Source organism: Actinoallomurus purpureus (genome assembly GCF_024055795.1).
GTDB lineage: Bacteria > Actinomycetota > Actinomycetes > Streptosporangiales > Streptosporangiaceae > Actinoallomurus > Actinoallomurus purpureus.
Map to the genome: position 1 here is coordinate 786,616 of NZ_JAMXMY010000001.1, position 20,413 is coordinate 807,028.

Annotated in this window: 22 protein-coding genes and 2 pseudogenes; 13 read left to right on the forward strand and 11 right to left on the reverse strand. The window is 69.3% G+C overall.

Annotated features, from left to right (window positions below; all coding sequences use genetic code 11):
• Positions 1 to 8: 8 nt before the first annotated feature.
• The 6 genes from NE236_RS03655 (at position 9) to NE236_RS03680 (ending at position 4,996) form a co-directional block, all read left to right on the forward strand.
• Entirely contained in the window at positions 9 to 1,181 is a 1,173-nt protein-coding gene (locus NE236_RS03655; RefSeq protein ID WP_252840332.1) for an NADH:flavin oxidoreductase, read from the forward strand.
• Between the two features lie 153 nt (positions 1,182 to 1,334).
• The gene (locus tag NE236_RS03660; RefSeq protein ID WP_252840333.1) at positions 1,335 to 1,796 is read left to right on the forward strand and encodes a nuclear transport factor 2 family protein; all 462 of its coding nucleotides are present in this window, start codon (positions 1,335 to 1,337) and stop codon (positions 1,794 to 1,796) included.
• 108 nt (positions 1,797 to 1,904) lie between these two features.
• The gene (locus NE236_RS03665) at positions 1,905 to 2,927 is read left to right on the forward strand and encodes an AvrD family protein (protein WP_252840334.1); all 1,023 of its coding nucleotides are present in this window, start codon (positions 1,905 to 1,907) and stop codon (positions 2,925 to 2,927) included.
• Positions 2,928 to 2,996: 69 nt separating this feature from the next.
• Positions 2,997 to 3,701 carry an AAA family ATPase gene (locus NE236_RS03670; RefSeq protein WP_252840335.1) on the forward strand — a complete coding sequence of 235 codons (705 nt, stop codon included), beginning with the start codon at positions 2,997 to 2,999 and terminating at the stop codon, positions 3,699 to 3,701.
• On the forward strand, positions 3,698 to 4,696 hold the full coding sequence (locus NE236_RS03675) for a beta-ketoacyl-ACP synthase III (protein WP_289849711.1): 999 nt from the start codon (positions 3,698 to 3,700) through the stop codon (positions 4,694 to 4,696). Before NE236_RS03670 ends, NE236_RS03675 begins: the two co-directional genes overlap by 4 nt.
• A 57-nt stretch (positions 4,697 to 4,753) precedes the next feature.
• Positions 4,754 to 4,996, forward strand: a complete 243-nt coding sequence (locus NE236_RS03680; RefSeq protein ID WP_252840337.1) for an acyl carrier protein — start codon at positions 4,754 to 4,756, stop codon at positions 4,994 to 4,996.
• Here NE236_RS03680 and NE236_RS03685 read toward each other — a convergent pair.
• The 3 genes and pseudogenes from NE236_RS03685 to NE236_RS03695 form a co-directional block, all read right to left on the reverse strand.
• A pseudogene (locus NE236_RS03685) lies at positions 4,917 to 5,210 on the reverse strand (hypothetical protein); the annotation flags it as partial. The gene NE236_RS03680 and the pseudogene NE236_RS03685 overlap by 80 nt on opposite strands.
• Before the next feature lie 42 nt (positions 5,211 to 5,252).
• Positions 5,253 to 5,447, reverse strand: a complete 195-nt coding sequence (locus NE236_RS03690; protein WP_252840338.1) for a ferredoxin — start codon at positions 5,445 to 5,447, stop codon at positions 5,253 to 5,255.
• A 27-nt stretch (positions 5,448 to 5,474) separates the two neighbouring features.
• Positions 5,475 to 6,698: a cytochrome P450 gene (locus NE236_RS03695; protein WP_252840339.1), complete on the reverse strand. Its 1,224-nt coding sequence runs from the start codon at positions 6,696 to 6,698 to the stop codon at positions 5,475 to 5,477.
• Positions 6,699 to 6,872: 174 nt separating this feature from the next.
• On the opposite strand from NE236_RS03695, the pseudogene NE236_RS03700 reads away from it, so the two are divergent.
• Positions 6,873 to 8,079: pseudogene (locus tag NE236_RS03700) on the forward strand (RNA-guided endonuclease InsQ/TnpB family protein).
• A 30-nt stretch (positions 8,080 to 8,109) separates the two neighbouring features.
• Here the strand turns inward: NE236_RS03700 and NE236_RS03705 are convergent.
• Both NE236_RS03705 and NE236_RS03710 read right to left on the reverse strand, forming a co-directional pair.
• Positions 8,110 to 8,790, reverse strand: a complete 681-nt coding sequence (locus NE236_RS03705) for a TetR/AcrR family transcriptional regulator (protein WP_252840341.1) — start codon at positions 8,788 to 8,790, stop codon at positions 8,110 to 8,112.
• 10 nt (positions 8,791 to 8,800) lie between these two features.
• Positions 8,801 to 10,018 carry a cytochrome P450 gene (locus tag NE236_RS03710; protein ID WP_252840342.1) on the reverse strand — a complete coding sequence of 406 codons (1,218 nt, stop codon included), beginning with the start codon at positions 10,016 to 10,018 and terminating at the stop codon, positions 8,801 to 8,803.
• A 121-nt stretch (positions 10,019 to 10,139) separates the two neighbouring features.
• Between NE236_RS03710 and NE236_RS03715 the strand changes: the two genes are divergently transcribed.
• From NE236_RS03715 to NE236_RS03735, 5 genes are all read left to right on the forward strand, one after another.
• Positions 10,140 to 11,609 carry an MFS transporter gene (locus NE236_RS03715; protein WP_252840343.1) on the forward strand — a complete coding sequence of 490 codons (1,470 nt, stop codon included), beginning with the start codon at positions 10,140 to 10,142 and terminating at the stop codon, positions 11,607 to 11,609.
• A 159-nt stretch (positions 11,610 to 11,768) separates the two neighbouring features.
• Positions 11,769 to 12,251: a MarR family winged helix-turn-helix transcriptional regulator gene (locus NE236_RS03720; RefSeq protein WP_252840344.1), complete on the forward strand. Its 483-nt coding sequence runs from the start codon at positions 11,769 to 11,771 to the stop codon at positions 12,249 to 12,251.
• A 97-nt stretch (positions 12,252 to 12,348) separates the two neighbouring features.
• Positions 12,349 to 13,440 carry an NAD(P)/FAD-dependent oxidoreductase gene (locus tag NE236_RS03725; RefSeq protein ID WP_252840345.1) on the forward strand — a complete coding sequence of 364 codons (1,092 nt, stop codon included), beginning with the start codon at positions 12,349 to 12,351 and terminating at the stop codon, positions 13,438 to 13,440.
• Positions 13,441 to 13,443: 3 nt separating this feature from the next.
• Complete coding sequence (locus tag NE236_RS03730; RefSeq protein WP_252840346.1) at positions 13,444 to 14,409, forward strand: LLM class flavin-dependent oxidoreductase; 966 nt, start codon at positions 13,444 to 13,446, stop codon at positions 14,407 to 14,409.
• Positions 14,410 to 14,495: 86 nt separating this feature from the next.
• The gene (locus NE236_RS03735) at positions 14,496 to 14,948 is read left to right on the forward strand and encodes a MarR family winged helix-turn-helix transcriptional regulator (RefSeq protein WP_252840347.1); all 453 of its coding nucleotides are present in this window, start codon (positions 14,496 to 14,498) and stop codon (positions 14,946 to 14,948) included.
• An 80-nt stretch (positions 14,949 to 15,028) separates the two neighbouring features.
• Here NE236_RS03735 and NE236_RS03740 read toward each other — a convergent pair whose 3' ends face one another.
• Positions 15,029 to 15,481 carry a VOC family protein gene (locus NE236_RS03740; RefSeq protein ID WP_252840348.1) on the reverse strand — a complete coding sequence of 151 codons (453 nt, stop codon included), beginning with the start codon at positions 15,479 to 15,481 and terminating at the stop codon, positions 15,029 to 15,031.
• 124 nt (positions 15,482 to 15,605) lie between these two features.
• On the opposite strand from NE236_RS03740, the gene NE236_RS03745 reads away from it, so the two are divergent.
• Positions 15,606 to 16,817 carry an epoxide hydrolase family protein gene (locus NE236_RS03745; RefSeq protein WP_252840349.1) on the forward strand — a complete coding sequence of 404 codons (1,212 nt, stop codon included), beginning with the start codon at positions 15,606 to 15,608 and terminating at the stop codon, positions 16,815 to 16,817.
• A 173-nt stretch (positions 16,818 to 16,990) separates the two neighbouring features.
• Here NE236_RS03745 and NE236_RS03750 read toward each other — a convergent pair whose 3' ends face one another.
• The 5 genes from NE236_RS03750 to NE236_RS03770 all read right to left on the reverse strand — a co-directional run bounded on the left by NE236_RS03750 (position 16,991) and on the right by NE236_RS03770 (position 20,408).
• Positions 16,991 to 17,623, reverse strand: a complete 633-nt coding sequence (locus tag NE236_RS03750) for an ATP/GTP-binding protein (RefSeq protein ID WP_308209038.1) — start codon at positions 17,621 to 17,623, stop codon at positions 16,991 to 16,993.
• Between the two features lie 77 nt (positions 17,624 to 17,700).
• Positions 17,701 to 17,985 (reverse strand): GatB/YqeY domain-containing protein, encoded by a 285-nt coding sequence (locus NE236_RS03755; RefSeq protein ID WP_252840351.1) that lies wholly within the window; start codon positions 17,983 to 17,985, stop codon positions 17,701 to 17,703.
• Between the two features lie 239 nt (positions 17,986 to 18,224).
• Positions 18,225 to 19,112 (reverse strand): sigma-70 family RNA polymerase sigma factor, encoded by an 888-nt coding sequence (locus NE236_RS03760; protein WP_252840352.1) that lies wholly within the window; start codon positions 19,110 to 19,112, stop codon positions 18,225 to 18,227.
• A gap of 118 nt (positions 19,113 to 19,230) precedes the next feature.
• Positions 19,231 to 19,578: a hemerythrin domain-containing protein gene (locus tag NE236_RS03765; RefSeq protein WP_252840353.1), complete on the reverse strand. Its 348-nt coding sequence runs from the start codon at positions 19,576 to 19,578 to the stop codon at positions 19,231 to 19,233.
• Positions 19,575 to 20,408 (reverse strand): pentapeptide repeat-containing protein, encoded by an 834-nt coding sequence (locus tag NE236_RS03770; protein WP_252840526.1) that lies wholly within the window; start codon positions 20,406 to 20,408, stop codon positions 19,575 to 19,577. Before NE236_RS03770 ends, NE236_RS03765 begins: the two co-directional genes overlap by 4 nt.
• Positions 20,409 to 20,413 lie beyond the last annotated feature (5 nt).

Sequence of the window (20,413 nt, forward strand, 5' to 3'; positions counted from 1 at the left end):
GGATCCTCATGGCGACCACCCCCGTCCTCTCCACCTCCACGGCCCCGCTGTTCACCACGTTCACGGTGGGCTCCCTGACGCTGGACAACCGGATCGTCATGGCCCCCATGACCAGAGAGCTCTCACCGGACGGCGTGCCTGGGCCCGATGCGGCCGCCTACTACGCCCGCCGGGCGGAGAACGGCGTCGGGCTGATCATCACCGAAGGCACGGTCATCGACCACCCGGCCTCGGCGAGCAGCGATGCGATTCCCCGATTCCACGGCGAGGACGCGCTCGCCGGATGGGCGGACGTCGTGCGGGCGGTGCACGCCGCGGGCAGCCGGATAGCGCCACAGCTCTGGCATGTCGGCCTGGACCCGCTGCTGTGGGGGGCCGCGCCGCGGACCCGGCGCGCGATGCCGGGCGATGTCCGCCCGATCAGCCCCTCCGGAGTCGATCCGGACGCAGTGGCGGACGACTCGAGCGCAGACCTCCAGACGGTAGGCCGCCCGATGAGCGAATCCGAGATCGCCGATGTCATCGACGCGTTCGCGCGGGCGGCCGCCGATGCTCGCCGCATCGGCTTCGACGGGATCGAGCTGCATGCGGCCCATGGCTACCTCATCGACCAGTTCTTCTGGGATGTGACGAACCGGCGTACCGATCGTTACAACGGCGGCGTGGCCGACCGCGCCCGCTTCGGCGCCGAGATCGTACAGGCCTGCCGGCGGGCGGTCGGCCCCGGTTTTCCGATCAGCCTCCGCTTCTCCCAATGGAAGGTCGGTCACTACAACACCCGGCTCGCGAACGATCCGGCGCAGCTGGAGGCGTTCCTTGCTCCGCTCGTGGACGCCGGCGTCGACCTGTTCCACTGCTCGACCCGCCGGTTCTGGCTCCCGGAGTTCGACGGGTCCGCTCTCAACCTGGCGGGCTGGGTGAAGAAGCTCACCGGGAAGCCGACGATCACTGTCGGATCGGTCGGTCTCAGGGACAGCGACTTCCTGACCTATCTGGACGGCAAGGGCGCCGAGACCGGCGATGTCAACGCGGTCACCGAACGGCTGGAGCGGGGGGAGTTCGACCTCGTCGCCGTCGGACGCTCGCTGATCGCCGACCCGGCGTGGCCGATCAAGATCCGTGAAGGCCGGCTGGACGACCTCATCGACTTCCGAGCCGACATGCTCAGGACGCTCGACTGAGGCAGAGCGTGCATTCCGTGGCCGATGCGCGGAGCGGCGATCGTGGTGGCCACACCACCACCCGGTCCGGTGCTACCAGAACCCGCCCCTGGAATCCACGATTTCATTTCTTGATACTCAAACTCACAGGCGCCTACCAGAAAAGGACTCTACGTGGACGACCAGTCACTCCGTGACCGCTTCGAGATCATAGAGATCTGCACGCGAATGGCGTGGCATCTAGATCATTGTGATTGGGAGCCGTTGCTCGAACTTTTCACTGACGACGTATCCCTCGACTACAGCAGCCTCAACGGCGGAGAGCCGCAGATCGTCTCACGCAAGGACATGGTCGAAAAATGGCGAGGCAATCGAGAAGGGCTCACGGCGACGCAGCACCTGGTGTCCAACCAGTTGGTGAGCGTCGACGGTAACACGGGAACGGCGACCGCCATGTTCCAGGCGACGCACCTTCTCCCCAACCCATACGGAGCGCCGACCTGGACTCTTGGGGGTGAGTACCGATACGGCCTGATCCGCACGGAAGGCGGTTGGCGGATCAACGCCCTGGCGATGACCATCATCTGGGCGGACGGCAATCGCAATATCAGAGACCTCGCCACCCAAGGAAGCTGAGGCCGTCCGTGCACACCGTCACCCTCGCCCGGGATCGTTGGCCGCCTCCGTGACGCCCTGTTCTCACGGCTCCGAAAGCGGCCCATGCCGACTGTCCTGGAGGGCGACATGACCACCAAAGATGCGGCGTCCACAGAGGTTGCCGGCGCCTCTATCGATGAGTTCCTCGGACCGAGAGAATGGCGCTTCTTCGGCGAAGGATTCAAACGGGCGCGGCATCGGATGAGCGCCGTTCGAATCACCATCGGCGCGGACGGCTCAGGACAGATCGAGTCTCGTGCCTCAGTGGCCTATCCGGCGGACTGGTCGCGCAAGGGCGACGTCGACCAGCGTCCGCATCTGAGTACGATCGATGTCATCGTCATCGGCGCGCAGCTGGGCGAGATGTATCTGGCCCACACTCGCCGGCTCGACCGCGAACAGCGCCGTCGGATGGCGGTACGGCGGATCAGGGTCAAGGCAGGGAGGCGGCCGGTCGAGGACGACCTGTCGGGCTTTCCGGCGACCGCCCACGTCTCAGGGCCCCTGGCGCGGTGCCGGAACGGCCATGACCTTCTCACCACCACCGTCGAGTGCACCGTCGCGACCATGCGGGTCCAGCTCGAGATCTGCCACGAGGCGGGGCGCCCCGATCCGGGGCCCGGCTCCTACGGGTCGCCGCAGGTACTTCTCGGCGATGCCGGGTCACGTCTGTTCGGCGCGGGCTACAAGGTCAGGCGGCAACTGGTCGAGAACGTCGATGTCGATCCGACAGCCCAGACGGCGCGAGCCGTCGTGCGAGTCCTACTCGATGCCGGAGCGACGGCCCCGGACGAGGGGCTGGAGGGCGAGCACCGGGCATCCGCAACAGTGATCGACTGTTTCGTGGCGGGGCTCCAACTCGGGCAGGTGCTGCTGTACGAACTGGACGGAGTCCCCCGGGCGCGGAGTAACACACTGTGGATGCGGCGCACCGTTCTGGAATGCGCGGCGCCGCGCCCGGCGCTCGAGAACCCGACGCCCGTCATCGCCTTCCTGGACGATGTCCGACTGCTGAAGAACAGCAAGGCAGAGACCTGGCGCTCCGCCGACATCGTCGCGGAGCTGAACGGAATCAGCATGCGCTGCTCCGTCGTCCATCTCCTTTCGTGACGGCGCACGCGGGAAGCTCAACCTCGACCGAGACTAATCCAACGGACGATCCGATGAGGGAGAAAGAAATTGAAACTGGCGATCTCTGGAACCTATTCGGTCGGAAAGACCATCACCACCATGGCGGTATCTCATCTCACCGGCATTCCGCGCAGTGCCGCCCTGACGATGCGCGAGCTGTTGCCGATCTCGGTTCCGGGAAAGACTCTCGAAGAGTGCACCGCGCCGGAGATAATCATGCTTATCATGCGCCGCAATCAGGTGCGTGCGGTGAACGAAAGCCACCTACCCGACGGCTTCGTCTCCGATGGGTCGTCACTGCACGAGTGGTGCTACGGCACCGTCCGCGTCCTGGTCGGCATCAATCCCAACGAATCCGCGCACGTCGACTCCGTGGAGATGACGGATGAGATCCGGTTCTACGCGGGTGTCCTGGAGCAGATGGGCATACCGGCCCGGCAACACGCCAAGGCCGCTTACGACGCGTTCGTCCACCTCCCCATCGAGTTCCCTCTCGTAAAAGACGGCCATCGTCCGGTGAATGAGCGGTTCCGTGCCCTGGCCGATGAAATGTTGCTCAAGGTTATCGACGACCTGCAGATACCGGTACAAATCGTCGGCGGATCCATTCCAGAGCGCTTGGAAAAGATCATGGATATCTTCGGCTTCACGGCCCGGATGAGCATCGATGAGGCCATCGAACGAGCCCAGCAGGACTACGCGAAGATCGACACGACCCCGGAAACCGCCCGCGTCCCGGCCACGGCGCAATGACCCGGGCGGCCGTCCTCTCCGGGTTGGGCACGGCGCTTCCACCTCGTCTGGTGACCAACGACGAACTGTCGCTTCGGCTGAACACATCCGACGAATGGATACGGTCCAGAACCGGAATCGGGCAGCGTTACTGGACGGACCGGATGGCGACGAGCGACCTCGCCGTGGATGCCGGTCGCCGCGCGCTGAAGGCCGCGGACACCGACCTGGTCGACCTCGTGGTGCTCGCCACCACCACTCCCGACCATCCGTGCCCGGCCACCGCACCGGACGTCGCCGCGCGTCTCGGGCTCGGCCCGGTGGCGGCCTTCGACGTCGCGGCCGTCTGCAGTGGTTTCGTATACGGCCTGGCCACCGCGGCCGCCCACGTCGAAGCGAGACTCGCGGAACGGGCGCTGGTGATCGGCGCCGAGACGTTCTCCACCATTCTCGACCCGGGCGACCGCAGCACCTCGATCATTTTCGGTGATGGCGCCGGCGCCGTGATCCTGCGGGCCGGCCACGACGACGAGCCCGGAGCGCTTCTCGAATCCGATCTCGGGAGCGACGGATCATTGAAGGAACTCATCCGCATTCCCGGCGGCGGTTCACGTCAGCGGACCACGTCGGCCGACTCGGACCTCGCGTCCGGCCATCTGACAATGGACGGCAGAGCCGTCTTTCGCCATGCGGTCATGCGGATGGCCGAATCGGCGCGGACCCTTCTCGCACGGACGGGCTGGGGCCCCGCATCGGTCGACTGCTTCGTGGCCCACCAGGCCAACGTCCGTATCCTGCACGCCGTGGCCGACCAGCTCGGAATCGACCGGGACCGCACTGTGGTCGACCTCGACCGGGTGGGCAACACCTCCGCGGCATCCATCCCCCTGGCACTGTCACGTGCAGCCGAGACCGGTCGGCTCATGCCCGGTCATCGTGTCCTGCTGAGCGCCTTCGGCGCCGGAGCGACGTGGGGTTCCATCGCGCTGACCTGGCCTGACATCACCGCAGACTGAGATCGAGAAACCGTCCGGCACCTTGAGGCGGAAACCGCGTACCGAAGGAGACACGTCATGGCCGACTCCGTTGCCGAGCGCATCATCGCCGTCATGGCCGAGAACCTTCAGATGGCCGCAGCTGGGATCACACCGGCCACCGTGTTCGACGACCTGGAATTCGACTCTCTCGTCCTTGTGGAACTCGCGGTGATCCTGCAGCGAGAATTCGGCGTTGAGGTCAGCGACGATGAACTGGCAGAGAGCAAGACCGTCGGGAAGGCGGCCGCCCTCGTGAACGAAAGGATCGCCGCGGCCTGAACCCACCGTCGCCCGACCCGGCTCGTCGACAACGCCGACGAGCCGGGTGTCGCCGATCCCGCGCTCGTAGAACATCCCAGAGCCGTCGTACGCCGCGGCCGGCTTCTTCGGAGCGGAACGAGGCGGCGATCAGGGCTGCGACGATCGGCGGCCGCGCCGTCAGGGCCGCCTGGCTTTCGTGGTTCAGGGCCGCCAGGTCGCCCTGGAGGGAGCCGGTGTCCTGGGGCTGCCAGTCATCGTCACTCGCCGCTTCCGGTCAGTCCTCGATCTGGATGGCCAGCGCCGGGCACACCACCGCGGCCTGCCGGACATCGGCGGCCAGTTCCGCCGGGGGATGCTCGTTGAGCAGCACCACGACGCCGTCCTCGTCACGCTGGTCGAACACGTCCGCGGCGCTGGTGACGCACTGACCGGACGCGACGCACTTCTCCTGGTCGATGGTGACGCGCATGGGATTCTCCTGTTCGTTCTTCTGGGATCACCAGGTGACGGGGAGTTCGTAGACCCCGTAGACGGATCCGTCGTGCTTGAACGGGATCTGGTCCAGATCGGTGGCGCGTTTCAGGGTGGGGATGCGCCTGTAGAGGGTGCTGTAGACGACCTGCAGCTCCATGCGGGCCAGTGTCTGGCCCAGGCACTGGTGGACGCCGAAGCCGAAGGCGACGTGGTGGCGGGCGTCGCGCCGGATGTCCAGCTGATCGGGTTCTTCGAAGGCGCCGGGGTCACGGTTGCCGATGTCGTTCGGCACGATCAGGCCCTCGCCGGCGCGGATGGTCTGGCCGGCGACCTCGATGTCCTCAAGCACCGCCCGCCGTCGCCCGTTGTGGGTGATGTGCAGGTAGCGGAGCAGTTCCTCCACGGCCGAGGCGACCAGTTTCGGGTCGTCGGTGTCGCGCAGCAGGGCCAGCTGGTCGGGGTGTTCCAGCAGGGCCAGGGTGCCCAGGGCGATCATGTTCGCGGTGGTCTCGTGGCCGGCGATCAGCAGCAGCACGCCCATCTGCGCCGCGTCCTGCCGGGTCAGCTCGCCGGCCTTGATGCGCTCGGTCAGTCCGGACAGCAGGTCCTCGGCAGGGCGGTCGAGCTTCTCATCCACCAGCCGGTCCAGGTAGCCGGTGAGGTTCTTGCTCGCCGTCATCCGCTGTTCGGGCGTCGCGGTCCGCCTGATGATGGTCTTGCTGTTGTCCTGGAAGAAGTCGTGGTCGGAGTACGGCACGCCGAGCAGGTCGCAGATGACCAGGGAGGGAACGGGCAGCGCGAACGACTCCACCAGGTCCACCGGCTTCGGACCGGCCAGCATGTCGTCGATCAACCCGTCCACGATCTTCTGCACCGCCGAGCGCATGGCCTCGATCCGCTTGACGGCGAACGGGGCGGTCACCATCCGGCGCAGCCGGGCGTGTTCGGGATCGTCCATCAGGATGAAACCGATCTTCGAGCCGCCCGGTTGGATCGGCGCCGGGCTCGGGTAGCCGGGGCGCTCGACATCGGAGCTGACCCGCCGGTCGGCCAGCACCGTCCGCTGGTCGGCATAGCGGGTCACCAGCCACGGGGTGCTGCCGTCCCACAACCGGACCTTGGTCAGCGGGCCCTTCCGCTGTTCGGCGAGCAGGTCGGGGGGCGGATCGAACGGGCAGCCGGCCGCCCTGGTCATCGGGTACTCCGGGATTTCGGCCGGCTCCGGGCCGGTCGGTGTGCTGGTCATCTGAACCCTCCGAGGAAACCCCGCCCTTCAGACTTCAGGGCGGGGAGGAATCGGACCCCTGCGGAGCAGGGCAGGGAGAGCCGAATCGCCGCCACGGCGATTCGGCGTCCACCGCCCGAACACCCGCAGACGATCACACACTGACGCTATAGTTTGCGGACTGTGATCACCCACGTGAAGCGTGCTTTCAAGTACCGCTTCTATCCCACCGATGCGCAGGCAGCGGAGCTGTCGCGCACGTTCGGGTGCGTGCGGAAGGTCTACAACATGGCGCTCACGGTCCGCACCGAGGCCTGGACGTTGCGCCAAGAACACGTCGGCTACAACGCCACCTCCGCGATGCTGACGGCATGGAAGAAGACCGAGGAACTGGCCTACCTCAACGAGGTGTCCTCGGTCCCGCTCCAGCAGGCGCTGCGGCACCTGCAAACCGCGTTCACGAACTTCTTCGCCAAGCGGGCCAGGTATCCGCGTTTTAAGGCGAAGAAGAAGTCCCGCAAGTCCGCCGAGTACACCACCAGCGCGTTCCGCTTCCGGGACGGAAAGCTGACGCTGGCGAAGATGACGCAGCCGCTCGACATCGTGTGGTCTCGTCCCCTTCCCGAGGGCGCAAAGCCCTCGACGGTGACCGTGTCCCAGGATGCGGCCGGACGCTGGTTCGTTTCCCTGCTGTGCCAAGACCCCGGCGTCAAGCCGTTGCTTGCGAACGGCAACGCCATCGGGGTCGATGCCGGGCTGGAGCATCTGCTGACGTTGTCCACCGGGGAGAAGATCGCCAATCCCCGGCACGAGCGCCGGGACCGTGCCCGGCTCGCCCGCGCTGCGCGGGAGCTGTCCCGAAAGGCCAAGGGGGATGGTTCCAAGGCCAAGGGGGATGGTTCCAACCGGGCCAAGGCCCGGCGTAAGGTCGCCCGGATCCACGCGCGGATCGCCGACCGGCGCCGTGATGCCCTGCACAAGCTCACCACTCGGCTCGTCCGCGAAAACCAAGTGGTCGTGATCGAGGATCTGACCGTTCGGAATCTGCTGAAGAATGGCCATCTGGCCCGTGCCATCTCCGATGCCGCGTGGTCGCAGTTCCGCAACATGGTGGAGTACAAAGCGCAGTGGTACGGCCGCGAAGTGATCGTGGTCGACCGCTGGTTCCCTTCCTCCAAGCTGTGCTCCGTCTGTGGCACCTTGGCGGACAAGATGCCCCTGAACGTCCGCACCTGGACGTGCGAGTGCGGCACGACCCACGATCGGGACGTGAACGCAGCCAAGAACATCCTGGCCGCCGGGCTGGCGGTGTCGGCCTGTGGAGCCGGTGTAAGACCTCAACGGAGTTCTCCGGATGGGGCTGTCGGCGCTGAAGCAGGAAGCCCTACGGCGCGAGCCGTAGGAATCCCCCTCGTTTACGAGGGGGAGGAAGTCAACGTTGATGCTCCTCCTCCGAGTCGTCGTCATGAGCCGGGGTGACCGGGGCCAGTAGCAGCCCGACGATCGCGTCGATCAGGCCGGTCGCCGCGTCATGCCAGCTGGCCCGGGTGGTGGGCGTGCCCTCGGCGAGAGCGCGTTCGCGCTCTGCGGTCACGTGCACCATCAGCTGGCGGATCATCTCGTCGCGTTCGGCACGCACTTCGACCGGCAGTTCGGGAAGGCACCGGTTCAGCCCGTCCAGGGCCCGCTGGAGCGACGGCGCGCCCAATGACTCCACGATCATGATCGTGCGCAGCTCGGGGTCGGTCATCACCTGCGCGCCGAACCGGGCGAACCAGCTGGGGCGGGTCAGCGAGGCCAGATGCTCGGTCGTCGGGCGCACCAGGCAGGTGACCCAGTCCCGCAGGTCCATCGAGCCGGCGGCCTCGGCCACCAGCCGCATGCGTATCCGCTCGATGTCCTCCGTGTGCCTGCGCACGATCGCGCGGACCAGATCGGTCTTGGTGCCGAAGTGGTAGCCGACCGCCGCAGTGTTGCCCTGGCCCGCGGCCTCGCTGATCTGGCGGTTGGACACCGCGAACACCCCGTGCTCGGCGAACAATCGCTCCGCCGCGGCCAGGATCGACTCACGTGTCGCCTGCACCCGCTCGGCCCGTGCCGTTCCACCAGGCATGATCATCTCCTCACCATCGCACCGGCAGGCTGCGCAGCCCGCCGACGACCAGTCCGTCAACGCGCTCTAGATTCTCCGCCGGGACGACGAGCGTCAGTGACGGGAGCCGGTCCAGCAGCACGCCGAGGACGGTCTGCAGTTCGGTGCGGGCCAGTGACTGCCCGAGGCAGGAGTGCGCCCCGGCACCGAAGGCCAGGTGCGGGTTCGGGTTGCGGGCCAGGTCCATCTCGTCGGCGCCGTCGAAGGCGGTCTCGTCCCGGTTGGCCGCGGCCATGTCGCACAGCACGGTGGTGCCGCCGGTGATCAGTGCGTCGCCGATCTCGACGTCCTGGTCGATGTAGCGGACCATGCCGAGCCCCAGATTGGTGTCGAAGCGCAGGGCCTCCTCCACCGCGGAACGGATCAGCGACCGGTCGGCCAGCAGCCGCTCCCAGCGCCGCCGGTCGGCCAGCAGCATGGCCACCATCTTCGCGATCATGTTCGCGGTGGTCTCGTGCCCCGCGACCAGCAGGCCCTGGCCGGTGGCCACGAGTTCCGCCTCGGACAGGCCCCGGCCCTCGGCGTCGGTCGCGACGATCAGTTCGCTCAGCAGGTCGTCGCTCGGCTCGGCCCGGCGGGCGGCGATGTGGCCCGCCATGTACGCGTTGAACTCCGCCTGGGCGGTGTCCACCTGCTCCTGGGTGTAACGGGTCAGGTTCAGCATGCTGTCCGACCAGTGGGCGAACCGGTCCCGGTCGGCCTCGGGGACGCCGAGCAGATCGCAGATCACCCACACGGGCAGCGGGAACGCCAGGCTCGCCTTGAGGTCCGCCGGCTTGCCGTCCTCCACCATCGTGTCGATGAGCCGGTGGGCCATGGCCTCGATCCGCGGTCGCAGCGCCGTCATCCGCCTGGCGGTGAACCACTTGCCCACCAGCCGCCGCCACCGCAGGTGAGCCTCGCCGGCCTGGGGGAGCACGGTGGCCATCTCGTTGTTGAACACGCCGCCGGATTCGGTGTCGGAGAGCCGGGCCGCGTCGGGCGCGTCGAGCCGTCGGCCGAACCGCGAATCGGACAGCACCTGCTTGACATCCGCGTAGCGGGTGACCATCGACACCTCGTCCCCGCTGGGCATCCTCACCCGCGCCACCGGGCACTGCCGGCGCAGCGCCGTCCATTCGGCCGGGGGCTCCAAGGCCGCCGGGCGGGGCAGCGGGTAGCTCAGCTTCTGCTCGTCGCCGTGGCTCATGGTGACCTCCTGCCGAACCGATGTCGCCGATGTGGCCAGTGAACCCCCTCCGATACACTAAGTCAATCAGTTGATTTAAATTTTTCGATTCGTGCACGTCACCGCCCCCGGAGGATCCGCCATGTCCCACGTCCCGACCGCCGCCAGAGCGTCCGGCCCGCCACAACCGAATCCCGTCGCCATCGTGTCGGTGCTGGCGCTGGCCGGGATCGTCGTATCGCTCATGCAGACCCTGGTGATCCCGCTGGTGCCCCAGCTGCCCCGGCTGCTGGGCTCGTCGGCCTCGGACACCACCTGGGCGATCACCGCCACGCTGCTGGCCGCCGCGGTGGCCACCCCGGTGGTGGGGCGGCTCGGCGACATGTACGGCAAGCGGCGCATGCTGCTCGCCAGCCTGGTGGTGCTGGTCGCCGGCTCAGTCGTGGCCGGCCTGTCCAGCTCCCTGACGCCCATGGTCGTCGGCCGCGCCCTGCAGGGCCTGGCGGCCGGTGTGATCCCGCTGGGAATCAGCATCATGCGCGACGAGCTGCCGGCCGAGCGACTCGGCGCGGCGACCGCGCTCATGAGCGCCTCACTCGGGGTGGGCGGCGCGCTCGGCCTGCCGACCGCGGCGTTCCTGGCCGAGCACGCCGACTGGCACGTGCTGTTCTGGACCTCGGCGGGCATGGGTGTGCTGGCCACCGTGCTCGTGCTGGCGATCGTGCCGGAATCGACCGTGCGCACGCCAGGACGCTTCGACGTCGTCGGCGGGGCCGGGCTGTCCGCCGGGCTCGTCTGCCTGCTGCTGGCCATCTCCAAGGGCGCCGACTGGGGCTGGACCAGCGGCCTGACCGGCGGCCTGTTCGCCGTGGCGGTCGTCGTGCTGGTGGCGTGGGGCTGGTGGGAACTGCGCATCGCGCAGCCGCTGGTGGACCTGCGGGCCACCGCCCGCCGTCAGGTGCTGCTGACGAACATCGCCTCCGCCGTGTTCGGCATCGCCATGTTCGCGATGTCCCTGGTGCTGCCGCAACTGCTGCAACTGCCCAAGGCGACCGGGTTCGGTCTGGGCCGGACCATGGTGGCGGCGGGTCTGGTGATGGCGCCGACCGGGCTGGTGATGATGGCCATGGCCCCGGTCTCCGCGCGCATCTCCGCCGGGCGGGGCCCGAAGGTGACGCTGATGCTCGGCGCGGTCGTGGTCGCCACGGGGTACGCGGTGGGCATCGTCGCGATGTCGGCGATCTGGCAGCTGGTGCTGGTCTCCTGCGTGATCGGCGCCGGTATCGGCCTGGCCTACGGCGCCATGCCCGCGCTGATCATGGGGGCGGTGCCGGTGTCGGAGACCGCCGCCGCCAACAGCCTGAACACCCTGATGCGCTCGATCGGCACCTCGGTCTCCAGCGCGGTCGCGGGCGTGGTGCTGGCCCATATGACCATCACCCTCGGCCCGGCGACCCTGCCCTCGCAGAACGCCTTCCGCGTGGTCCTGGCGATCTCCGCGGCCGGGGCCGTCATCGCCATGGTGGTCGCGGCCTTCCTGCCCGCCCGGCGCCCGAGCACCACGACGTCGCACGTGGCCGCGGCACCTGCCGGGACACGCTCGAGCGGCTGAACCCGCGGGCTCTGTCCCGACGCCCCGGCCTCCGCGAAGGCGTAAGCCCGCCATCCCCGGCTCCGGACGGTCGGCGGGCAATCTCCATACTCGCTTCCACGTAGAGGCCTGGTAGTTCGCCTCGCGAATTATATGGGCCCCGGGTGTTACCCTGGCCGGGTGGGTAAGAATGATGATGGTGGCATCGGGGTGGTGGCCGCACTGGTGCGGTCCACGTTCTTGGTGAATGCCGTGTACGCCGAGTCGGCTCGAGAGCATGGCCTGACCCCGCAGCAGGGACAGTTGCTGTGCGTGCTGATGGCGCAGCCGTACGGCATGAGTGAATTGGGCGCGATGCTGGGGCTGGCCAAGTCGAGCCTCACCGGCCTGGTCGACCGCACCGAGCGCAACGGCCTGGTCCGGCGCGAATCAGACCCGCGGGACACGCGTGCGGTGCGGGTCGCGCTCACTCCGCAAGGCGGCGGGCTGGCAGGGGAGTTCTACGCCGAGACCTGCCGGCGGGTCGAGAGGCTGTCAGCGGGGCTCGACATCGCCGAGCAAGGCGCGCTCGCCGACCTGCTCGGCCGCATCGTGCTGGACAACGAGGTTCCCGTGGTCTTCATGGAACCGGAGGAAGGTGCCCCCACCGCTCGCAGGCACTGAGACCGCGACGTTCCATCCGAGACGGGTTGCAGTTCGTATGACGAACTAATATCGTTCGCTCTACGAACTGCAACTCTTCTCTGTGGAGCGTGAAATCATGGGTCGTACGGTCGCGGTCATCGGCGGTGGTTATGGGGGTTCGGCGGTCGCCAAGGCACTGGACTCCGAGGCCGACGTCGTCCTCATCGATCCCCGGGACGCGTTCGTCAACGCGGCGGGGTCGCTGCGCGCGCTGGTCCAGCCCGACTGGGCGGACAACATCTTCTTCTCCTTCGACACGCTGCTCACGCGGGGCACGGTCATTCGCGACCGCGCGGTCTCGGTGGACCCCGGCGGCGTCACCCTGGCCTCAGGCCGGCGTGTCGCGGCGGACTATCTGGTCCTGGCCACCGGTTCCGGCTACGCCTATCCGGCCAAGCCCGACGCCGACTCCACCGGCGAGGCGCTGAACGACCTCCGCCGGACCCACAAGGAACTGCTCGGTGCCGAGCGGATACTGATCGTCGGCGCCGGGCCCGTCGGCCTGGAACTGGCCGGGGAGATCAAGGAGGTCTGGCCGCACAAGCACGTGACCATCGTCGACCCGGCCGAGCGGCTTCTGCCCGCCTTCCGGCCGGAGATGCGCCAGGATCTGCACCGTCAGCTCGACGAACTGGGCGTCCGGCTGCGGCTGGGCACCGGCCTGACAGCACCGCCAACGACCGAGCCCGGTCAGGCCGGGACCTTCACCGTCACCACCACCGGCGGTGACGAGGTCACCGCCGACATCTGGTTCCGCGCCCACGGCGTGCACGTCAACAGCGGCTATCTCGCCGACGGCCGGCTCACGACCCGCACGCCGCAGGGGCAGGTCCCCGTGACCGAGACCCTCAACGTCCACGGGCACGAGCGCGTCTACGCGATCGGCGACATCACCGATGTCGCCGAGGACAAGAGGGCGGGGTACGCGATGAAGCACGCCGAGGTGGTGGCGCAGAACATCATCGCCCAACTGCACGGCGAACAGCCCACGGCCGTCCACCGGCCCTCGCCCGACCCCATGATCCTGCTCCCGCTCGGACCGCGTGGCGGTGTCGGCCAGCTGCCCACACCCGACGGCCCGGCCGTCCTCCCGGCGACGGCGGTCGCCGAGTACAAGGGCGCCGACCTGTTCACCGGCCGCTTCGCCGAACTGTTCGGCACCGTCTGAAGGGTGGGAAAAGTGGAGTACACCCACAGAGGAACGGCATCGGCCGTCCACGACGTCGTCTTCGGTTTCGGGGCGCACAGCGGCGTCGACGAGGTGCCGGAGCTGCTGCGCATGACCCAACAGGCCGACCGTGACGGGCTTGACGTCTTCTCGCTGTCGGACCATCCCTACATCGGCGGGCGACTGGACGCCTACGCCTCCGTCGGCTTCATCCTCGGACGTACGCAGCACATCTCGGGCTTCGCCAACGTCACCAACCTGCCGACCCGGCCCGCTCCTATGCTGGCGCGAACGGTCACGTCACTGTCGGCGCTGTCCGGTGGCCGCATTGTGCTCGGCATGGGCGCGGGCGGACTGTGGGACCGGATCTCCGACATGGGGGTGGCGCGGCTGTCACCGGGCGATGCCGTGGACGCCTTCGAGGAGGCGATCGTACTGATCAAGTCGCTGTCGGGCGGCGGTCCGCCGGTCACCTACCAGGGCCGCCACTACCAGGTGGAGCAGATAGAGCCGGCTCCTGTGGCCGCGCCTGCCGTGTGGACCGGATCGGTCGGCCGGAAATCCCTGGCCGCCACCGGCCGGGTGGCCGACGGCTGGATCCCCGGCCACGCGGCGGACTGGCTCAGCGAGCGGTACCGGGCATCGCGGCCGGTCATCGACGAAGCGGCGGCGGCCGTCGGTCGCGATCCGCGCGAGATCCGCACGGTCTTCAACTTCCCCGGACACATCACCGACCGGCCGCTGCCCGCCACGCGCGACCGCGACGGCCGCTGGATCGGCGGCTCCGCCGGCCAGTGGATCGAGGAACTGAGCGGAGCCGTGCTGGAGCACGGCGCATCAGGGTTCATTGTCTTCTCACCCGAAGGCGGCACGCCGGACCTCGTCTCCCTCGGCCGCTGGGCCAAGGAGATCGTCCCAGCCGTACGCGAAGCGATCGCGACGGAGACCGGCCGACCCCATTCCGGCTGATCGCCGTCCCCCCGGAGGCGCAGGCCCCTTCGGGGGGACCCGGGGCACCATAAGAGGATTAAATAAGCCTCCGATATATTCGGCGTGTGGCCGACCATGACGACCTGGACGTGAACGCCTTCACCACGGCGATCGAGAACTTCAACCGCTTCTACATCCGGCTCCCCGCGCTGGAGAAGCTGTCGTTCACGACGCTGTCGGTACTGGACACCCTCGCGTTCGGCGGAGCGATGCGGCTGACCGACCTGACCCGGACCGAGCAGATCAGCCAGCCCGGCATCACCCAGCTGGTCACCCGGCTGGAGCGCGACGGCCTGGTCGAGCGCCGCCCCGACCCCAGCGACGGACGCGCAGTCCTCGTCCACATCACCGATGCCGGCCGGCAGATCGGCCGCTCGCGCCACGACGACCGGACACGCCACCTGGACCCTCTGATCGCCCAGCTGACCCCCGAAGAGCGCCAGGCGATCGCCGGCGCGCTACCCGCCCTCGCCCGCCTCGCGGAGCTCGGGCGCGCTCAGAACCGTTCTCACCGGTAACCGCCGTACGGCTGACGGCTGAGATCGACGACCTGTGTCCCGCGCTTGATCGACGCCGGCATCCTGCGGATCATCGCCGGCTATGCGGCGCAGAACTCATTGCCCTCCGGGTCCCGCATCACCCACCAGTGGCCGGCCGGTCCCTGGTCGACCTCGTGGACACACGTGGCGCCGAGGGATTCCAGCCGGGCCACCAGCTCGTCGACTCCGCCGGCTCCGGCGTGGACGTCGATGTGCAGGCGGTTCTTGGCGGACTTGCCCTCGGGTACCTCCTGGAAGAGCAGGCGGCGGCCGCGGCCGATTCCGCTGGTCTCGTCGAACGGATCGTCCGGATGCCGGATCGCGGCGAATCCGCGGAACATCCGCCGGCCGCGGTACTCGATCACCTTGTCCTCTCCGATGTGGCCGGCGGCCAGCAGGTGATCGATGAGCGCACCGGGATCCTCGACCTCGTACTCCAGCGCGGCGGCCCAGAAGTCCGCGAGTGCGGGAGCATCGTGGCTGTCGATGACCAGCTTCCAGTGCAAAGGCATGGGAGCGGTTATACCCGGCGCGCCTGACAGTCGGACCTCGCGCCAGGGGCGCTGCCCGCCGAGACCGCCGCGACCACCGGGAAACCAGGGTGCCGCGTGCGCGGCGGTTCTTTAGCATGGCCGGGTGACGACGCCCGCCGATGAGAGCATCCGCCCGTACCGCCTCGACATTCCCCAGGCCGACCTGGACGATCTGCACGCGCGCCTGGACCGCACCCGGTGGCCGGATGAACTGCCCGGGGTCGGCTGGGCCTACGGCGTCCCGCGTGACTACCTGCGAGAGCTCGTGCGGTACTGGCGGCACGAGTACGACTGGCGGGCCGCCGAAGCCCGGCTGAACACCTGGCCGCAGTTCACCACCACCATCGACGGAGCGAACCTCCACTTCGCCCACGTCCGCTCCCCGGAGCCGGACGCGACCCCGCTGATCATCACGCACGGCTGGCCCGGGTCGATCGTGGAGTTCACCGAGGTCGCCGGCCCGTTGTCGGACCCGCGAGCCCACGGCGGCGATCCAGCCGACGCGTTCCACCTGGTGATCCCCAGCATCCCCGGGTTCGGCCTGTCCGGGCCGACCCGCCAGACCGGCTGGGAGTTCCAGCGGATCGCCGCCGCGTTCGCCGAGCTGATGGAACGCCTCGGCTATCGGCGGTACGGCGCGCAGGGCGGCGACTGGGGCGCGGCCATCTCCCGCGAGCTCGGCCGGACCCGCCCCGACCAGATCATCGGCGTTCACCTGAACCTGATCCCCGGCTCGGCCGCGGCCGGCGAACCGGACGCGGATGAGCTCGCCGCGCTGTCCCCTGCCGAACGCGAGCGCGCCCTGGCGTCCTGGCGGCGCAACCGCGAGTGGGAGCGGGAGCGCACCGGCTACGCGGCGATCCAGGCCACGCGCCCGCAGACGCTCGCCTACGGCCTGACCGACTCCCCGGTCGGTCAGCTGGCCTGGATCGTGGAGAAGTTCAAGGAATGGACGGATTCGCGGGACCGGCCTGAGGACGCCGTCGACCGTGACCAGCTGCTCACCGACGTGATGCTGTACTGGCTGACCGGGACCGCCGGATCCTCCGCCCGCGTCTACTACGAGCGGGCGCACGCCGACTACCAGGACCAGCCGCCGGAGCCGTCGACCGCGCCCACCGCCCTGGCCGTCTTCCCCCGGGAGAACTTCATCCCGCTGCGGCACATCGCCGAGCGGACGAACACCATCGTGCGATGGACGGAGTACGACCGGGGCGGGCACTTCCCCGCGATGGAGGAGCCCGACCTGCTGGTCGCCGACGTCCGGGCGTTCTTCCGGACCCTGCGTCAGGGGCCCGTTCGCGCCGGACGATGAGTGCCCGGGCAGCGCAGTCGCTTGTAGAAGAAGCTGCAGTCGCGCGGCACGCCCGCCGGGTCGGCGGCGTAGTCGGGGACGATGCCGTAGCGGGTGGCGTCCTGGTCGCGGCGGGCTCCGCTCTCACGGTGGGGCCAAAGGCCGGGGCGAGGCGCTCCTGAATGCCTGATCCTTCATGAGGCGGGCAGCGAGATCATCGAACTGACTGTGGCGACACGGTGGGCCAGGTCGCCGGCGGGAATGTCGATGAGTTCGTAGCCGAACGCGCGGTAGCTCTGTTCGTGGATCTTCTCGAATACCAGCGACTCTTGGAAGCTGATCCGACGGGCACTGGTGGGCTCACAGAATCCCAGATTGCGGACGAAGAGCACCTGACGCTCGTAGATCTCCTCGGCAGTGATCCGCTCGATCTCCGCAGTCAGTGCCCGGGACACCGGCCGCTCCAGGTAGGTGGCGAGCGCGTGTGTGCAGACCGGCGACCGGTCGAACACCTGCACGGAGCCCGTGGTGGCGGCCTCCGACTGCCGTTGCCTCTGCAGGGCGACGATCTCGTCGATGAAGGACGCCCGTGTCCACGGTTCGTCCTCGCCCCGAGCCTGCGCTCGTGCGATGACTGCGGTCGCCGCCTCCTCGACGACCCCGTAGCCAAGCTCGGCCAAGCACCGCAGGATCGATGTCTTGCCCGCGCCCGGAGTACCGGTGAGAACGTACCGCCGCATGATCGGAGGCCTTTCGTACGTTGGAGACAGGCCCACTGCTTCCCGTCCTGGGCCGCGGCAGACCGAGACCCCCACGGCGGGGCACATGGGCACCGCCCTCGAGGTGGTCGCCGATCCGGCGGGGACCGGTCGGCCGCGCCGGGCGGTGACGTCCCCGCCCGGCCTCAGCGGCCCGGCGGGCCGGGGTCGCCGGACGCCACTTCATCGGCGGTGCCGGGTGCCAGGTGCGCCACCAGCACGGCCGCCTCGCTCCGCAGCCGCTCAGCGCGCTCCGGCCGGCCGGCCCGGTGATAGTCGCGGGCGGCGGCCTCCCGCTCGGCCACCTCGGCGCCCACGATGTCGGCCACCTGCGCCTCGGTCAGCACCCGGCGTTCGACCTCCGCCACGCCGACCCCCACAGGGATCCACTCGATGGCGAGCGACCCCTCGGCGGACGCCGGCCGGTCCACGGCCTCGGCATTGTCTCGCCGCGAGCGTGGAACGCAGCGCGGCGACGGCGGTCCGGTCACCTGTCTTCATCGCGGCCCGGAGCGCCTCGCCGAGCCGCCGCCTCAGCGGCGCACCCGAGTCGTCCCGAGGTCCGGCGGAGGGAATCGGCACGGCCGTGACCCTACTCGGCACCGGGCACACCGGTCGAGCGAAAAACCGGCTCCCGGCCCCCCTGCGAACCTCACGGACGCGCCGCCCCTCAACCGTCCAGCACCGTGAGGTCGAGCCCGCGAAGACGCTCGGGGTCGGCGAGGATGTCGATCGCCGCGATCATCCCGTTCGTGACCGTGAACCCCAGAACCGACACCGGCCGTCCGTCCACGAGACTCACGATCCCCGCGGCGCCGTTCACCAGAGCAGGTCGCGTGGAGAAGGCCGTGGCGAAGCGATTGAACGCGGCGGCCTGCCCGGAGACCGCCCGTGCGCCGCGCACCTCCGTCCACCCGCCCGGGACGGCGCCACGGTCGGAGCGCAGCACCACATCGGGGTGGAGCACGGCGACCAGCCCCTCGATGTCGCCGCCGCGCGAGGCCGCGAGGAAGGCGTCGACGACCTCACGCTGACGCATCAGATCGGGATCGGGAACCGGGGCCGCCCCCTGGACACGGCGGCGGGCACGGCTGGCCAACTGCCGGGCCGCCGCCGGGGAGCGGCCGACGATCGGGGCGATCTCCTCGAACGGCACCGCGAACATGTCGTGCAACACGAACGCCAGACGCTCGGCCGGCCCGAGCGACTGCAGCACCACCAGCAGCGCCAATCCGACCGAGTCGGCCACCAGCGCCTCGTGCTCGGGGTCGAGCCCGCCGACGCCGCCGACCACCGGATCGGGCAGGCGCGCCTCCAGCGGCTCCTCACGCCGGGCGGTGCGCGCACGGAGCATGTCCAGGCAGACCCGGCCGACGACGGTGGTCAGCCAGCCGCCGAGGTTCTCCACGTCACCGACGTCGGCGCGGTTCAGCTTCAACCACGCCTCCTGGACGGCGTCGTCGGCCTCCGCCAGAGAACCGAGCATCCGATAGGCGACCGCCCTCAGATGGTCACGGTGCGCCTCGAACCGGCCGGCCAGAAATTCGCGTTCGTCCATCCGTTCACATCCCTTTGTCGCATGTCGTCATACCGATGACGGACCGGATCCCGCCGGTGTGACAGACATCGTGCTGCGGCCCACGCCGGTCGGTGGCGGTGACCGGCCCCGCAGACCGTCAGGGACCCGGGTCCGGGTCCGGGGAGGTCAGCAGGAAGTCCGGCGGCGCGGCCTCCCAGCGCGGGGCCTCCAGCGCGTTGAGCGCGGACACCAGGCGCTTCTCCTCGTAACCGAAGTGGGACTCCAGCAGGGCGGCCAGGCCGTCCAGCTCCGCCCGTACGCGCCGCCGCCCGGCCGGATCCGGATCGACGGTCAGGCCGACGAGCAGGTCCTGGAGGGCGCGCATGATCCCGGCGACGATGTCATGGTCGCGTCGCAGCTCCGTCAGTACGGGACGTAGCTCGGGGAACCGCCCGGCCAGGTAGGGAAAGGCGAGGTCGTCCTCGCCAGTGTGGTGCCGGGTCACCAGTGGGCCGGGCGGGTGAGCGCCCGCGGCAGCCGTGTGGCGGCATCGCCTCGGGCGGCGTTGACCTGGGCCTGCGTCACGAAGATGGCGCCGGTCAGATCCGCCGCGCGCAGGTCGGCGTCGCGCAGGTCCGCCCCGATCAGGTCGGCCGCCCGCAGATCGGCGTTCCTCAGGTCGGCGGCGATGAGGTAGGCCCCGCGCAGATCGGCGCCCTTAAGATCGGCGCCCTTGAGACGGGCCCCGATCAGGTCGGCGCCCCGGCGGTTCTTCTTGCTGCCCGGCACCCCGGCTCGTACGAGTTCGCTGGTGCGCAGCAGGAGGGGGTTGACCCGGCCGCGGTGCGCGGCCACGTCGAGGCCGGCGAGCTCCCCGGCGTCGGCGCGGGTGAGGCGGTCGGTCGCCTCCAGGGCCTGCCGCAGCTCCCCGTGGATCGGGCGGGCCGGGGACAGCGCCAGCGCCTCGGCCAGGTACCAGAGGATCTCGTGCAGCTGCCGCATGACGGCGAACACCGCGAACATGCTCCGGGCGGTGTCCGGCCCCTCCCGCCAGTCCAGCCCGGCGAAGGTGACCTGGGAGACCTTCTGCCCGGCGCCGAAGCAGTCGAAGACGGTGCAGCCGGAGAAGCCCTTCTCGCGCAGGTCGGCGTGGATGCCGCAGCGGGAGTCGCCGCGCAGGTTCGGGCAGGGCCGCCCGGCCTCCTTGCCGATCGCGAAGTCGGCCGACGCCGTGAAGGGCAGCGCGACGCAGCACAGCCCCTGGCAGCGGCCGCAGTCGGCCCGCAGGTCCGAACGGCCCGGCGTGGCGGGAAGGGGCTGGCGGTCCTGCGGCAACGGCG